General features: G+C 62.5%; 12 protein-coding genes. 3 read left to right on the top strand and 9 right to left on the bottom strand.

Translation table 11 applies throughout. The annotated features are described in order from the left end of the window. Window positions 1–12: 12 nt before the first annotated feature. The 9 genes from AD666_RS03300 to AD666_RS03260 form a co-directional block, all read right to left on the bottom strand. Window positions 13–513 carry a sigma-70 family RNA polymerase sigma factor gene (locus AD666_RS03300; protein WP_053147529.1) on the bottom strand — a complete coding sequence of 167 codons (501 nt, stop codon included), beginning with the start codon at window positions 511–513 and terminating at the stop codon, window positions 13–15. Between the two features lie 212 nt (window positions 514–725). Beyond that, entirely contained in the window at window positions 726–1,166 is a 441-nt protein-coding gene (locus tag AD666_RS03295; RefSeq protein WP_053147527.1) for a carboxymuconolactone decarboxylase family protein, read from the bottom strand. A 120-nt stretch (window positions 1,167–1,286) separates the two neighbouring features. Beyond that, the gene (locus tag AD666_RS03290) at window positions 1,287–2,729 is read right to left on the bottom strand and encodes a mechanosensitive ion channel family protein (RefSeq protein ID WP_053147525.1); all 1,443 of its coding nucleotides are present in this window, start codon (window positions 2,727–2,729) and stop codon (window positions 1,287–1,289) included. 204 nt (window positions 2,730–2,933) lie between these two features. Next, a complete protein-coding gene (locus AD666_RS03285) occupies window positions 2,934–3,800 on the bottom strand; it encodes a pirin family protein (protein WP_053147523.1) in 867 nt (288 codons plus the stop codon). A 118-nt stretch (window positions 3,801–3,918) separates the two neighbouring features. Then, entirely contained in the window at window positions 3,919–4,533 is a 615-nt protein-coding gene (locus tag AD666_RS03280; protein WP_053148163.1) for a response regulator transcription factor, read from the bottom strand. Window positions 4,534–4,646: 113 nt separating this feature from the next. Further along, window positions 4,647–5,078, bottom strand: coding sequence for a response regulator (locus AD666_RS03275; RefSeq protein ID WP_053147521.1), 432 nt, complete (start codon window positions 5,076–5,078; stop codon window positions 4,647–4,649). A 154-nt stretch (window positions 5,079–5,232) separates the two neighbouring features. After that, window positions 5,233–8,457, bottom strand: coding sequence for a transporter substrate-binding domain-containing protein (locus AD666_RS03270; protein WP_053147520.1), 3,225 nt, complete (start codon window positions 8,455–8,457; stop codon window positions 5,233–5,235). Window positions 8,458–8,788: 331 nt separating this feature from the next. Further along, a complete protein-coding gene (locus tag AD666_RS03265; RefSeq protein WP_053147518.1) occupies window positions 8,789–10,123 on the bottom strand; it encodes a lysine N(6)-hydroxylase/L-ornithine N(5)-oxygenase family protein in 1,335 nt (444 codons plus the stop codon). A 154-nt stretch (window positions 10,124–10,277) separates the two neighbouring features. After that, a complete protein-coding gene (locus tag AD666_RS03260; protein ID WP_053147516.1) occupies window positions 10,278–10,760 on the bottom strand; it encodes a sigma-70 family RNA polymerase sigma factor in 483 nt (160 codons plus the stop codon). A gap of 302 nt (window positions 10,761–11,062) precedes the next feature. Here AD666_RS03260 and AD666_RS03255 point away from each other — a divergent pair, with 302 nt between their 5' ends. Genes AD666_RS03255 through AD666_RS03245 form a run of 3 tightly spaced genes read left to right on the top strand, consistent with a single transcriptional unit; the run spans window position 11,063 to window position 15,608 of the window. Next, window positions 11,063–12,214, top strand: a complete 1,152-nt coding sequence (locus AD666_RS03255) for an efflux RND transporter periplasmic adaptor subunit (protein WP_053147514.1) — start codon at window positions 11,063–11,065, stop codon at window positions 12,212–12,214. After that, complete coding sequence (locus AD666_RS03250) at window positions 12,215–14,203, top strand: MacB family efflux pump subunit (protein ID WP_053147512.1); 1,989 nt, start codon at window positions 12,215–12,217, stop codon at window positions 14,201–14,203. 10 nt (window positions 14,204–14,213) lie between these two features. Next, window positions 14,214–15,608, top strand: a complete 1,395-nt coding sequence (locus AD666_RS03245) for an efflux transporter outer membrane subunit (RefSeq protein WP_053147509.1) — start codon at window positions 14,214–14,216, stop codon at window positions 15,606–15,608. Window positions 15,609–16,157 lie beyond the last annotated feature (549 nt).

The raw sequence follows: 16,157 nt of genomic DNA, 5'->3' as shown, positions 1-16,157 counted from the left end.
GATGACGGCGAATCATTGTCCTGGCCCGTCCAGGCGATCGCGCAGATGCCGCAGGGTGCGGATCATATACTTTTCCACCATGTTTTTTGACAGGCCCAGGCGCTCGGCGATCTCCGCCTGGGTCAGGCCCTCGATCTTCTGCCAGACAAACACCGTGCGGCAATTGGCCGGCAGCTCGGCAAGTGCCTGTTCGATGGAGTCCGCCAGTTGTATCGCGTGCATGAAGTGCTCCGGGTCGCTGGTAAGCGACTGGCTGAAGTCGACTGCTGCCTCCTCCATGGCACCCCGTCGATCTTCGCGCCTAAAGCCATCCACTGCAATGTTGCGTGCCGTCTGGTGCAGATAAGCCCTCGGCTGCTCGACCCCGGCCGAATCGGCTTCGAGCACCCGCACGAAGGTATCGTGAGCCAGGTCCTCGGCCTGCTCGCGATTGCGCAGGCGACGGGTCCAGGTCCCGATCAACTCTTCGTAATGCTCGAAAAAGCCGGGTCTGCGGGGCAACTTGGGGGTCATCACGGCGCGCTGCGGGAACGGGACGTGAATAGTAATGCTTCCTATTAATGAGAGGCAAACCCAATGCACTGCCTGTCATCCGAAGCTTTCAGAAATGAGAATGTCCAGTGGGAGCGAGCCTGCTCGCGATGGCTAAGTGACAGTCAATACATCATTGAATGCCCTACCGCATCGCGAGCAGGCTCGCTCCCACCGGTATTTTCTTCGCTCAATTACGCCTCGGGCATCTTGCGAAAGCCCACCGCCAAACGGTTCCAGCCATTGATCGTATTGATCGCCACCGTCAGGTCGACCATTTCCTTGGGGTTGAAATGCTGGCTCAGCAATTCGTAGTCGGCGTCCGGTGCGTGGGTTTCGCTCACGCGGGTCAAGGCTTCGGTCCAGGCCAGCGCGGCGCGCTCACGGCCGGTGAAGAACGGCGCTTCACGCCAGGCGGTCACGGCGTACAGGCGACGCTCGGTTTCACCGTCCTTGCGGGCGTCGGCGGTGTGCATGTCGATGCAGAAGGCGCAGCCGTTGATCTGCGAGGCACGCAGCTTGACCAGTTCGAGCAGGGACTTTTCCAGGCCCAGCTTCGAAACGGCGGTTTCCAGGGCCATCATGGCTTTGAAGGCCTCAGGGGACGCGGTGTAGAAATCGATACGCGGTTGCATGGTGAACTCCAGAACGATTGGGTGTGGCGCTACGTTAGCCTTCAGGTAGCGCCGTACAAATAGCCAATTATTGGGAAGTTCGGGTGGCCAATGGGCGAACGTCACCCTGTGGGATTTCGCTCAGGCCCGGCTGCGCAACCATTGCAGAAAGCGCTTTTTGGCGACGGGCTTGGGCGCCTCGCGGGTCAGGTTCTGGGCCAGGTGCATGCGGAAGTCCAGGAGGTTTTTCATGGCGTCGTTGATGTCGTGACGGGCGTCGAGGCAAGGCTTGAGATAATCCTTTTCGATGCGATAAAGGGTGCAGTACGTCTTGGCCGAAAAATCCGCCAACGTCGCCTGATCCGCAACGATGCCGGCCTCACCAATCACTTCCCCCGGCCCCATGCGCCCGCCTTCCAGCACCTGGCCATTGCGAACCAGGGTCACGCTGACCACGCCCGATTCAATGATGAACAGGTGATCGCTGACCTCGCCCGCCGGCAGGATCATGTCCCCGGCGCGGAAGGTCTGCAGGGTCATGTTCTGGCTGAAGGTGTCTTTTTCTTCCGGACGCAAGGTGGAGAATATGCTCGAACTGTCCAACAACGCCCGCGGTCGCGACGCGCCATTGGCCGAAGCGTTTTCGCCAGTGGACAGCAGGCTGATGCCAGACGCACGCAAATGCCGGAACGCCAGGTCGAACAACTGGTTGCGCACCTCGCGCTTCTGGCTCATCGAGGCGACGAACCCACTGATTTCGTATTGCGCCCCGTCGCTGCCGGAGCTCTTGAGCGTGACACAAGGAGCCGGAGTGGCAAGCAGCGCACGACAGCCGATCATCGCCCGTTCCAGTGCATCGATCACTTTTTGCGGCCGGGCATGGGGGCTGACCTGAACGCTGATGGACAGCCCGTGCACATCGCTGGGCCGACTGAAGTTGACGATCTTGGCCTTGGCCGCCAAGGAGTTGGGGATCACTGCCATGCTGCCCTGGGAGGTCTGCAACCGCGTGGCCCGCCAGTCGATATCGGTGACCCGGCCTTCGGTGCCATCGATGGAAATCCAGTCATCGAGCTGATAGGGCTTGGTGGTGTTGAGCACGATGCCGGAGAACACGTCGCTGAGGGTGCTTTGCAACGCCAGGCCGACAATGATCGCCATGGCCCCGGAAGTCGCCAACACGCCCTTGACCGGCAGGTCCAGCACATAGGCCAGGGCCGCGATGACGGCGATGAGGAAGATCACCGCGCCGAGCAGATCCTGCAACAACCGTCCGGTATGGCCGACCCGTTGCATCATCGCCGCGCCGATCATCACCGTCAGGGTGCGCGCGGCGAACAACCACCAGGCGATCTGCAGGCCGGTGGCCGCCAGGTGCCTGGGTACGTCGTCGACCCACTGCGCCGGTTGCATGGGATTGAGGCCTTCGTTGAACAGCAGCATGCTGAACAAGGAAAAGATCGCCAGCCGCACGCCTATCTTCCAATAGGTCCGCTCCACACTGACCAGCCGCCACAACAGCAAGTCGAGGACAAGCAGCACCAGGGCGCAGAGCAGCGGGTGGTCGGCAATCAGAGACAGCATCGGGACAGCTCCAGGGAAATCATTGGAGCGAAGATTGGCACAGATTGAACACGCCACAAACTTTTGTGGGAGCGGGCTTGCTCGCGAAGAGGACGGCACAGTCGACAAAGGTGTCGACTGTGCCTGCGCCTTCGCGAGCAAGCCCGCTCCCACAGAGTCCCGGTTCGTCAGTGATTGGATCGCGCCACAAAAGCCGCGTAGGCTTCAGTCATCCATCCGCCCAAAGCGCCCGGAATGAAAATCGCTGAACGCCTGATGAATTTCCTGCTCGCTGTTCATCACGAACGGGCCGTGGCCGACGATGGGTTCGTCGATCGGTTCACCGCTGAGCAATAGCACTACCGCATCGTCATTGGCTTGCAGCGTTATCCGGTCGCCAGACCGGTCGAACAGGGCCAGTTGCCCGGCCTCGGCCCGCTCGCGACCATTGACCTGGACCGTACCGCGCAGCACCACCAGCGCGACGTTGCGCCCTTCATGCAGGTCCAGGGTCAGGCTTTTCCCCGCGTTCAAGCGGATGTCCCAGAGGTCGATCGGGGTGAAGGTCTTCGCCGGTCCGTGCTGCCCCTGGAAAGTGCCGGCAATCAGGCGCAAACGGCCGGCATCGTCTTTCAAGGCAATATCCGGAATATCGCCGTCGAGGAGGGTCTGGTAGCCGGCCGGCGTCATCTTGTCCTTGGCGGGCAAGTTGACCCACAGCTGGACCATTTCCATGAATCCACCCTGACGGGCAAAGGCTTCGGAATGAAATTCTTCGTGGATAATACCGGAACCGGCAGTCATCCACTGCACGTCACCTGGGCCGATCCTGCCGCCACTGCCGGTGGAGTCCCGGTGTTCCAGTTCGCCCTGGTAGACGATGGTCACGGTTTCGAACCCCCGGTGCGGATGCTGGCCTACACCACGACGCTCCCCGGTGGGGGCAAATTCGGTCGGGGCCGCGTGGTCCAGCAGCAGGAACGGACTGATGTGCTCGCCCAGGCTGTCGTAGGAAAATAACGTGCGAACCGGGAAACCGTCACCGACCCAATGGGGCCGTGGGCTGGCGTAAAGGCCAATGATACGTTTCATGCTGCGTCTCCAAATCCGGTAAGGCCAAGCGATGGAGACAGATTAAAGGCGGCTCCGCCAATCCACTAGGCTGTAAAAATCAGCCTCAGCGTTCTATATGAAGAACGATCATGACGTTTTACAGGTGATTGCGCTTGGCGAAATCCGACAACCCCACCAACGTCTTCAAGCCAAGCTTTTCCAGCAGGCGAGTCTTGTAGGTGCTGACGGTTTTCGGGCTCAGAAACAGAGACTCGGCGACATCCTTGCCCCGCATGCCCATGGCGAGCATTCGCAGGATGGACAGCTCGCGGGTGGAAAGGCTTTCCAGGGCCTGCTGTTCGGTGCGCTGCCGCAGGTCCAGCCTGACGGGCATCTGGGGGAAATAGGAATAACCGGATTTCAGGGCATGAAGCGCCTTGGCCAGTTCCTTCAAGTCGCTTTTCTTGGTCACGAAGCCCCTCGCCCCCGCCGAGATGCAACGGTTACAGAAGTGCTGCGCATCCTGGGAGGTGAACACCAGCACAGCGCACTCCGGGTATTGGGCCATGATCCACACCAGCAGGTCCAGGCCATCGAAGCCGTTCATGACCAGGTCCAGGATGACCAGGTCCGGCGCACTCTCCTTGATCAGTGCCCTGGCATCGGCCACGCCGCTGGCGTCTCTGACACGGCTAAACCCTTCGTTCTGGCAAATGAGCCGCAACGCCCCCCGTATGACAGGGTGGTCATCGACGATCAACACGTTTTTCAAGGCTACTCCCCGGACGAAAATAAACGGCACCGATGCCATGGGTGCACCGGACTCTTACACAGGCGAAAGGCCAGGCCACCTGTCAGCTCTGACAGTCCCGACCGAAGGTCAAGTCAACCTCCGAGGCCCTGCCTGATGGCTCTGTCCCAGGGCGCTGCCGACACGTTGTCCTGAGGGTCGATCCGGGCCATCAGGTTCGCCAGCGAAACAAGATCAGGCAACGCGGCAGGATGCAGGTACACGCTGGTCCGACGCTCACCCGGCACCGACATGGGTCCGGCCTGCCGGGCGTTGTAGATCATCCCGTGGCGAAGCTGAGGGTGTTCTAGGAAGAAACCCGGCAGGTCCGCCCCGTCCGCCAGGCAGGCGTCGACGACCAGCAGGTCGAACGGCTCGCTGGCGTACTCCACCAGCGTCATCAACTCCTGCACATCACCCACGGGAACAATGCGGAAGTAGCCCTGCTGATTGAACAGGAACTCGAGCCTCATTCGATGAGCATGTTGTGTATCGGCAATCATGATGCGCAATGCTTTATTCGGCATGACGGGCCATCCCAATGACGACGCGAGGGGTCGAGCCGGCGCGTGTCGTGAACGTTAAGTGGCCGTCAGGCTAGAGAAAGCTTTTGAGGGGCGCTGTAGGACGAATCCTAAATTGAGACGGAAAAAGCCACCCCGGACGTGCGGCGTTGGAATGTCATCCCCGCGCCCCACCCGTTTGCAGCCGCTCCGCCAGCCGGTCCATGGCTTGCTGCAAGCCATCCACCGTGCTGGCGAGCTCCGTGGCATCGGCGCCTCGGCAGGCGTTTTCCAATGCTTCACAGGCAACGATCAGGCTCTGCGCCCCGATGATCCTGGCACTGCCCTTGATCCGATGCGCCAGGTCTGCCAGCCCTGGCACATCACGACGGATGAACAACTGCAACAGCCGCGCCCTGTCTTCGGCATTGCTGTCGGCCAGCGCCTGCATCAGTTCCGTCATCGCAGCCGTGTCGCCCCCGATCAACGCTTCGAGACTGGAAAAATCCGCACCATCAGCGGTCGCCATTTCGTCAAATCGTGAGGCGACACTCTCCTCCAGGCGCACCTTCAAGTGCCGGAGGCCGATAGGCTTGAACAGACAGTCATCCATCCCGGCTTCGATGCAACGGTCCTTTTCCTCACGCTGAGCGTTGGCTGTGAAGCCCAGGATCACCACTGGCGAAACACCTCGGGTCAGCTCATCGCTGCGAATGGCGCGAGCCAACTCGTAACCACTCATCAGCGGCATGTTGCAGTCTGTAATGACCGCATCGAAGTGTCCGGCGCGCCAAAGACGCAACCCTTGTGAGCCGTCTTCGGCCGACTGGACCCGGTGCCCCAGATAACTCAACTGCCGTGCCAGCAGCAAGCGATTGGCCGGGTGGTCGTCCACCACCAGGATATCCAGCGCCCTGACCGGCATCGCCACCTCGGATTCAGGCTGCGGCGCTCGCTCCTCGGTGCCGAGCAAAGGCAGGCTCAGCCGGACCTCGACCTGCGTGCCCTCTCCCGGCGCACTCTGCAACGTAAGGGTACCGCCCATCATCTCGCACAGGGTACGGCTGATCACCAGCCCAAGCCCTGAACCACTGCGGGCCGACTGAGGGTTGTCGGTGGCCTGGCTGAAGGGACGGAACAGCTTGCGTTGTTCCGGCAACGAGATACCGCAACCGGTGTCTTCGACGCGCAGGCAGACGCCCAAGTGCTCATCGTCACCGCCCGGCTCGGTGCGGGCACTCAAACGCACCTGGCCTCGTTCGGTGAACTTGATGGCATTGCCCAACAGGTTCGACACGATCTGCTTGAAGCGCAACGGATCGATCGACACGTCGCGGCTTACCGCTTCATCCAGGTCCAGTGACAGCTGCACGTGTTTCTGCCGCGCCAGTCCGTCGAACATTCGCACCACTGACTCGATCAATTGCCCCAGGTTGGCGCGCTCCGGCGCCAGGGTCAGTCGCCCCGACTCGATGCGGGCGATGTCGAGAATGTCGCCAATCAGGTCCAGCAAACCCTGGGCCGCCCCGTAAGCGACCTCGATGGCAACCCGGTCCACGACCCCTTCTTCGGCTTTTTTCAAAGCCAGTTCCAACATGCCGATCACCGCGTTCATCGGCGTGCGAATTTCATGGCTCATGGTGGCTACGAAAGTGGTCTTGGCTCGATTGGCGTCGTCGGCGCGCTCCTTGGCCATACGTAACTGTTCCAGCAGCCGGCGCAGGTAAACGACCCACCCCAGGGCCAGCAGCAACAACAGCGCGGCGAGGGCGAACCCCTGGAGGATGGCAGTGCGGTTGCGCAGCCAGTAACTGTCGTCAATCACCACTTCACTGCGCCAGCGGTTGGTCAGCTCATCCATTTCTTCGGGTGAGATGCCCAGCAGCGCCTTGTCGAGTATCGAATGCAACTGCGGTGCATCCCGGTGAGTCGCCAAGGCAATGCGCGCCGGCAGCGTGCCCACGGTGCTGGTGACCTGCAACCGGTCGCGATATTGGCGGGAGATCATATAGCGGGCGCTGATCAGCGAATTGACCGCGCCATCCACCGTACCGGCGGCTACCATCGCCATGGCCTCGGGTACGTTTTCAGCGGGTACCAGTTGCACCCGTGGAAATGTCTGTCGCAGGTAGTCATGCAGAACGTTGCCGCGCACCAGCGCCAATCGCTTGCCGTCCATCTGGTCCAGTGTCAACGGAGCCTTGGCCTTAAGGGATGTCACCAGCACGAAGGGATTGGTCAGGTACGGTCGGGTGAAACGCAGCGCATCCTCATCCTCGGAGCCGACGCTGACGGTGATCGCCGCCAGCACATCGGCCTGGCCGTTCTTGACCTGCTCGATCAGGTCGTACACCGATTTGCCACGCTGGATATCGAACTTAAGGCCCGTGCGCAAACTGATCCGGGCCAGCACATCGGCGCTAATACCCCGGAAATGACCTTGTTCGTCACTGAATGTCAGCGGCAGGAAGTTGTCATCGATCACGACCCTGACCCGCGGATGGGCCGCCAGCCAACGCTGTTCATCAACGCTGAAATGCAACGCCTGCTGGCCCGGCATGCTCGCGCCGCCGGCGCTCCAGCGGCGCAGAATGATCATGTTTTCACCAGCGGGAATGGCTTGCAGCGCCGCGTCGACGATCCGCAACAGACGTGTATTGTCGCGCCTGAGCGCGAAGGCGAACGGCTGCACTTGCATGGGCGAGAAATCCGCCAACTGCACATTGTTCAGGTAGTTCTTGCTGATCAGGTAATTGGAACTGATGGAATCCCCCAGGTAGACATCGGCCTGGCCGAACGCCACGGCGCCGATGGCACTCAGGGTCGAGGGGTACAACTGTAACGTCGCCTCCGGGTAGAACGCTTCGACCCGGTCCGGCGGCAAGTAGTGATAGAGCATCGCCAGCCGCTTGCCCGCCAGGTCCGGGGGCAGGTCCTGACTGTCGTCGACGCGGGCCACCAGCGTGGGCAGGTCATCGGCATAGGCCCGTGACATCGCCAACGCCGGATCGTCGGCCTCGAAATCATTGGCCGTGCCGAGCAAGTCGATTTCACCATCGCGCAGGGCCTGCAGCGATTCGGCACGGGACGGGTAGCGCAGCACCTGCACCTGTACCTGTAGCAATTGACCGAGCAACTGCGCGTAGTCAGCGGTCAGCCCCTCATAATCACGGCCATTGTCGGTCATGCTGAACGGCGCGTAATCCGGTGCCGAGGCGCCCAAGCGCAACGCCCCTTTCTGCCGCAACCAGGCCTGGTCGGCCGCGTCCAGGGTCACCGAATAACCGTCCACATGGGAGCGCCCGAGCACTTGCAACCCTTCGGGAGCCGCGCCAGCCTGTGGCGCCATACTCAATAAGCCCAGCAACAGCGCCACCAGGCCCGTGCGTAGAAGCAGCATCATCTGAATCTGTTCGCATGGCGAAATCGACCCGGCATACCACCGACTCCAGGCCAGGGCGACCGGCTGATAGGTTCAGACTGACAATGCGAGGGAACAGCGAACCGTCAACACGCCTGCCAAATGCGGGACAGGCGTGGGATGAGTGTAGGAAATTTCTGAAGATTTGCTTACCCGATTCCCCCCCTGGCGAAAGACCTGAGATGGAACCTGTGGGAGCGGGCTTGCTCGCGAAGGCGTCAGACCAGTCAACATAGACAGCGACTGACCCACCGTATTCGCGAGCAAGCCCGCTCCCACGAGGATTGTGTTGATTGACACGTTCCGAACGTCGCTACACCGCGGCCAGCCGTTGTTCGCGCACCGAGCGCCCCTGGCCGAGATATTTGCCATGCTCATACAGCGAGCCGGCGATTTCATCGGCGCGTACCGGCAGGATCGACAGCAAGGTATCGCTCAGGCCATGACTGGCCTGGCAGAAACCCTGCATATAGATCGCAGCCTTGCAGCGCTCGTCGGTGACCAGCTTGTAGTTGCGGTCCACTTCGAAGTCGCCCAGGTATTGCGCAAGCGGCGCCAACAAGGTGCGGTGCGTCTGGCGCTCGTACCCCGTGGCCAGCACCACGGCGTCGTAGAGACGCACGCTCACCTCGCCGGTGGCATTGTTGCGTACCGCCAGCTCCACGCCCGCGTCGGTGGCGGTGGCTTTTTCCACAGTGGTGAGGGTACGGAACGCATGACGGGCGATGCCGGAAACTTTCTGGCGGTAGAAAATCCCGTAGATGCGTTCGATCAAGTCGATATCCACCACCGAATAATTGGTGTTGTGGTACTCGTTGATCAGGCGTTCACGCTCGCTGTGGGGTTGCTGGAACACCAGGTCGGTGAATTGTGGCGAGAACACCTCGTTGACGAACGGGCTGTCGTCGGCCGGCTTGAGGGCCGAGCCGCGCAGAATCATGTCGACCTGCGCCGAAGGGTAACTGTCGTTCAAGTCGATAAAGGCTTCCGCCGCGCTCTGCCCACCACCGATGATGGCGATGTTCATGGGCTGGCCTTTTACACAGGGCTGAGTCGCCATGCGCTCCAGGTACTGGGAGTGATGGAACACCCGGTGGTCATCCTTGAACGCCTTGAATGCCTCCGGAATACGCGGTGTACCACCGGCACTCACCACCACCGAACGGGTGGTGCGCACGCGCTCTTCGCCCTGGCGATCGCGGGAAATCACTCGCAGGGCTTCGACCTGCTGGTTGTGCAGCACCGGTTCGATACGCAGCACTTCCTCGCCATAACGACTCTGCCCGGCGAACTGTGCGGCGACCCAGCGCAAGTAATCGTTGAACTCCATGCGGCACGGGTAGAAGGTACCCAGATTGATGAAGTCCACCAGGCGGCCATGGTGCTTGAGGTAATTGACGAACGAATAGGGGCTGGTGGGGTTGCGCAGGGTCACAAGGTCCTTGAGGAAGGAAATCTGCAACTCACTCTGGTTCACCAGAGTGTTGCCGTGCCAGCGGTAGTCGGCCTGCTTGTCGAGGAACAGCACATCCAGCTCGCCCTGGACCAGGCCGCGTTCCTGCAACGCGATGGCCAACGCCAGGTTCGAGGGGCCGAAGCCGATACCGATCAAATCGTGAACGTGTGGCGTTGCAGTTGCCTGTGTCATGTCCAGTGTCCTCTGGAGAGAAGGCCCCTCAACAGGGCGCGAAAAGCCGTAAAAACCGGCCGGCGGTGACCATGCAACCGGGCCGGCAAGTCGTCAGTAGTTGCTGTTGAGTGGTAACGAGGACGATGAAAGAAAATTTAACGCACTGCGGTGTTCAGCCCTTGTCCCATTGCCGGACGCGAATACGGCAATGTTTCATGGCATTGACGATGTGCTTTTCCACCAACGCCCGGGAAATGCCCAGGCGCTCGGCGATCTGCGGATGAGACAAGCCTTCGAGCTTGCGCAGCAGAAAACTGTCCCGGCACAGCGGCGGCAGCTCGGCCAGGGCACGTTGCAGCATATCCAGGCGCTGACCGTGGTCGAGGCTGGCATGGGGCGATGGCGTGAAGAAGCGCTCTTCACTGTCCAGGACATCCAGGGATTCGACCTGGCGCAGGGTATTGCGACGATGCCCGTCGATCACCAGGTTCAGCGCGGTGCGATACAGGAATGCCCGAGGCTGTTCGATGGGCGTGTCGCTGGCCCGCTCCAGCACCCGCACATAGGCGTCATGCACCACATCCTCGGCCGCCTGGCGGTTGCCTAGCCTGGCGTTCAGGAAACACACCAGCTCGCGATAGTAGTTTTCCAACATGACTCCCGTGCGCAATGGCTGCGCCAGCTATCCCTGTGCCACCCGGCTTGCCCCGCAAGGCAATAGCACGATGGTGGCAGATCCAATCACGTAATTTATAGTAATTCTCATATAGATTTAAAGCTTTCGTTTGTGTCGGAGTTGACTCGCCCCCTCGGCTTTCGCAAAACATGGCGCATCCCTTCAACCTGCTACCAAGTGTTTCAGCCAGTAAATTCCCGGCCAAAGCGCTCGTTTAACGAAACAGCCGTCCGTCCCGCAGCCTCTCGGAACGGGCCCGTTTTCACCGGTCGGAACCCTGCATGAAACGTCCTCGCCCTACCCGACGCGCCTGGCTTTTTACTATTGCCGTGCTCCCGGCCGTCGCCTTCGCCGCCTGGCAGGCGGTTGTACCCAGCCGCGCCCCCCTGGCCACCGTCACCGTCAGCCGTGGCGACATCGAAAACAGCGTGACCGCCCTGGGCACGTTGCAGCCGCGACGGTATGTGGACGTGGGCGCCCAGGCCTCCGGACAGATCCAGAAGATCCACGTGGAAGCCGGAGACGAGGTTCGCGAAGGCCAGTTGCTGGTGGAAATCGACCCGTCCACGCAAAAAGCCAAATTGGATGCCGGTCGGTTCTCCATCGAAAACCTCAAGGCGCAGCTTCAGGAACAGCGTGCCCAGCACGACCTGGCACAGCAGAAATTCCGCCGCCAGCAGCAACTCAAGGCAGGCGGCGCCACCCGCGAGGAGGACGTACAGACCGCCCAGGCCGAAGTGCGGGCGACCCAGGCGCGCATCGACATGTTCCAGGCGCGGATCCGCGAGGCCCAGGCCAGCCTGCGCAGTGACGAGGCCGAGCTGGGCTACACCCGCATCTATGCGCCAATGGCCGGCACCGTGGTCGCCGTCGGCGCCCGGGAAGGCCAGACCCTCAACGCCCAGCAGCAAACGCCTCTGATCCTGCGCATCGCCCGGCTGTCGCCGATGACGGTGTGGGCCGAGGTCTCGGAAGCCGACATCGGCCACGTGAAGCCGGGCATGACCGCTTACTTCACCACCCTGGCCGGCGGCACCCGGCGCTGGAGCAGCACCGTGCGCCAGATCCTGCCGGTGCCGCCGCGCCCGCTGGAAGCCAGCCAGGGCGGCAGCCCCACCGCCGGACGCAGTGGTACCGAGCGGGTGGTGCTTTATACCGTGTTGCTGGACGTGGACAACGCCGACCGCGCCCTGATGACCGACATGACCGCCCAGGTGTTCTTCGTCGCCGCCCAGGCTCACGATGTGTTGACCGTACCCACCGCAGCCCTGCAGGACAACACCGGTCAGGTGCGGGTGCTGGCCGATAACGGCGATGTTCAGGCACGCACCGTTCGTACCGGCGTCAGTGATCGCTTGCGCACCCAGATTGTCGACGGCCTGAGCGAGGGTGACCGGGTGCTGATCGACCCGGCCTCCGGCAACGGAGGCTGAATGAACACACCGCTGATCGAACTGCGGGACATTCGCAAGGCCTACGGTGGGGGCGACAGTCCCCGGGTGGAGGTGCTGCGAGGCATCGATCTGTCCATCCATGCCGGGGAATTCCTGGCAATTGTCGGGGCATCCGGCTCCGGCAAATCCACACTGATGAACATCCTCGGCTGCCTCGACCGCCCTACCAGTGGCGAGTACCGCTTTGCCGGCGAAGATGTCGCCCATCTGGCCAGCGACGAGCTGGCCTGGCTGCGACGCGAAGCGTTTGGCTTCGTGTTCCAGGGGTATCACCTGATTCCGTCCGGCACCGCCCAGGAAAACGTCGAAATGCCGGCGATCTATGCCGGCACTTCGGCCGCCGAGCGCCACGCCCGGGCCAGCGCCCTGCTCGAACGCCTGGGCCTGGCCAGCCGCACCGGCAACCGCCCGCACCAGTTGTCCGGCGGGCAGCAGCAACGGGTGTCGATTGCCCGGGCGTTGATGAACGGTGGTCATATCATTCTCGCCGACGAACCCACCGGCGCCCTCGACAGCCAGAGCGGCATCGAGGTCATGGCCTTACTCGACGAGCTGGCGAGCCAGGGCCATGTGGTGATCCTGATCACCCACGACCGCGACGTGGCGGCCCGGGCCAAACGCATCATCGAAATCCGCGACGGACTGATCATCAGCGACAGCGACAGCGACAGCGACAGCGCCCACGCCGATCCGACACCGCCGCGGGCCAACCCGAATGCGTTGCAGGCCGTGGACCTGCGGCAACGCCTGAGTGCCGGCAGCGAACACAACGGCGCCTGGAAGGGCGAGCTGGTGGACGCGGTACAGGCGGCGTGGCGGGTGATGTGGATCAACCGCTTCCGCACCGCCCTGACCCTGCTCGGCATCGTCATCGGCGTGGCCTCGGTGGTGGTGATGCTGGCGGTGGGCGAAGGCAGCAAGCGCCAGGTCATGGCCCAGATGGGCGCCTTCGGCTCCAACATCATCTACCTCAACGGTGCCGCGCCCAGCCCGCGTGCCGCCAAAGGCATCATCAGCGAACATGACCTGGCCGCCCTCGCCGCCCTGCCCGAGGTGCAACGCATCATGCCCGTCAACGGCGCCAACGCCAGCGTGCGTTTCGGCAACCTCGACCACACCAGTTACGTGGGCGGCAACGACACGAACTTCCCGACCATCTTCAACTGGCCGGTGACCGAGGGCAGCTACTTCACCGACGCCGATGAACGAGGTGCGGCAGCGGTGGCGGTGATCGGCCACAAGGTCCGGCAGAAACTGCTCAAGGACGTCACCGACCCCATCGGCCGCTACATCCTGATCGAGAACATGCCGTTCCAGGTGGTCGGCGTATTGGCGGAAAAAGGCGCCAGCTCCGGCGACTCCGATGCCGACAACCGCATCGCCGTGCCCTACTCCGCCGCCAGCGTCAGGCTGTTCGGCACCCGTCATCCCGAATACGTGGTCATCGCCGCCAGGGATGCGACCAAGGTCAAGGAGGCCGAGCAGGCCATCTCCCGGACCCTGCTGCGCCTGCACGACGGCAAGCGGGATTTCGAGCTGACCAACAACGCCGCGATGATCCAGGCCGAAGCCCGGACCCAGGGCACCCTGTCGCTGATGCTCGGTGCCATTGCCGCGATTTCGCTGCTGGTGGGCGGTATCGGTGTGATGAACATCATGCTCATGACCGTGCGCGAGCGGACCCGTGAGATCGGCATCCGCATGGCCACCGGCGCTCGCCAGCGCGACATCCTGCGCCAGTTCCTCACCGAGGCGGTGATGCTCTCGGTGGTCGGCGGACTGACGGGCATCGGCCTGGCCCTGCTAGTGGGCGGCGCGTTGCTGCTGGGCAGGATCGCCGTGGCCTTCGAATGGCTGGCGATGTTCGGCGCCTTCGGCTGCGCCCTGGTCACCGGCGTCGTCTTCGGCTTCATGCCGGCTCGCAAGGCCGCCCGCCTCGACCCGGTCGCGGCCCTCACAAGCGAATGAACCCCAACCTATGAAAGCGCACCTGACCCTTTTGGCTGCCGGCCTGTTGTTGGCGGCCTGCGGCACTCCGATGCCGACGCCGGAGAGCGGCATCCAGCCGCCACTGACCTGGCAGAACCCCGACACGTCAGGCACCCAGGCTGACAACTCACTCTGGTGGACGCACTTCGGCAGCCCACAATTGAACCGGCTGATCGAACAGGCACGCCTGGACAGCCACGACCTGGCGGCCGCCACGGCAAGGGTTCGTCAGGCGCAGGCCAGCGCAGTGATCGCCGGCGCCCCGCTGCTGCCCGAGATCACGGCCGGGCTCAACGGCAACCGCCAGGAGCTGCTTCGCGGCAAGGGTTACAGCCAATTGGATGTGGATCGGAACAACCGCACCATCGATTACTACGATGCCCACCTCAGCGCCAGCTACGAGCTGGATTTCTGGGGTGGCAAACGAGCGGCCCGGGACAGTGCGACGAGCAGCCTGTCGGCCAGCTGGTTCGACCGGGCGACCGTGGAGCTGACCCTGCTCAGCGGCGTCGCCAACAGTTACACCCAGGCGCTGTCCTTGCGCGAACAACAGCGCATCGCCGAGCTGAACCTCGCCAACGCCCGGCATGTACTCGATCTGGTGCAGACCCGCTACGACGCCGGCAGCGCCACGGCCCTGGAACTGTCCCAGCAAAAAAGCCTGGTGGCAGCCCAGCAACGCCGGTTGCCGCAAGTGCAGCAGCAGGCCCAAGAGGCGCTGGTCACCCTGGCGACGTTGCTGGGGCAGCCGGTGCAAGCGGTCAGGCTCGACGATGAACCGTTCGACCGCTTGCACTGGCCGTCCATCGACGCCGGCGTGCCCAGCGACCTGCTGCGCCGACGGCCGGACATCGCCGCCGCCGAAGCACGCCTCGCGGCGGCCCAGGCTGACATCATCGTCGCCCGGGCCGCGATGCTGCCTTCCGTGACCCTGGGCCTGGGCCTGGCCACCGGCGCCGACATCGCCGACCAACTGCTGCGCAACAACGTCTACAACCTCAGCGCCGGCCTGGCCACGCCAATCTTCAACAACGGCCGCCTCAAGGCCGAACGAGACAAGGCCAGCGCTCGCCAGGAAGAACTGCTGGAACTCTACCGGGGCGCCATCATCAACGGCTTCGCCGACGTCGAGAAAGCCCTGAACACCGTGCACGGACTCGACCAGCAACGGCAGTGGCAAACCGAAGAACTACAGCAAGCCCAGAACGCCTTCGACATCGCACAAAGCCGCTATCAGGCCGGGGCCGAAGACCTGCTCACCGTGCTGGAAACCCAACGTACGCTCTACGCCGCTCAGGACATGAACGTGCAATTGCGATTGGCGCGGGTGCAGGCGAGCGTGGCGTTGTACAAGGCATTGGGTGGGGGTTGGCGGGTGCGTTAGCGCCCGAGCCGAGCACCTTTGTGGCGAGGATTTAACTGTGGGAGCAAGGCTTGCCCGCGATCAAGGCCACTCGGTCTTCCTTGAAAAACGCGTCGCTCTCATCGCGGGCAAGCCTTGCTCCCACAGACAAACGTCTCATGGCACAACGATGTCGATTTCAGTCTTGTTGAGGCTGCAACGTAGGACTCCCGAGCGAGGCTACATCGCCTTACGTCATTGCCTACAACTGCGCCAGAATCCGCCGGCTTGTGCGCCTGGCTCGTGGCTTTTACTGTTTCCGGGTTGCTGATTTCAGCGATCGGATCTGCAAGTGATGAATGTCAGCCCACGTGAATAACCAGGAGCTGCACCATGTCCAGCAGATGGTCGAGTTGGGCGAACTGCTGGCGAACCGTGCCCTGGATATCGCCGAACGGCCGTAGTCCTGAGCAAAGTCCTATCAAGCCCCCCAATATGAAAGAGCCACATTTTGTGGGAGCGAGCCCTGCTCGCGATGCGGTCTACCTGAACCGGTGATGCTGGATGTGCCGCCGCTTTCGCGAGCAGGCT

This window comes from Pseudomonas sp. Pf153 (genome assembly GCF_001269775.1).
Lineage (GTDB): Bacteria > Pseudomonadota > Gammaproteobacteria > Pseudomonadales > Pseudomonadaceae > Aquipseudomonas > Aquipseudomonas uvaldensis.
Note: the sequence above shows the minus strand (reverse complement) of the source record. Positions and strands in the feature narration are given on the sequence as shown.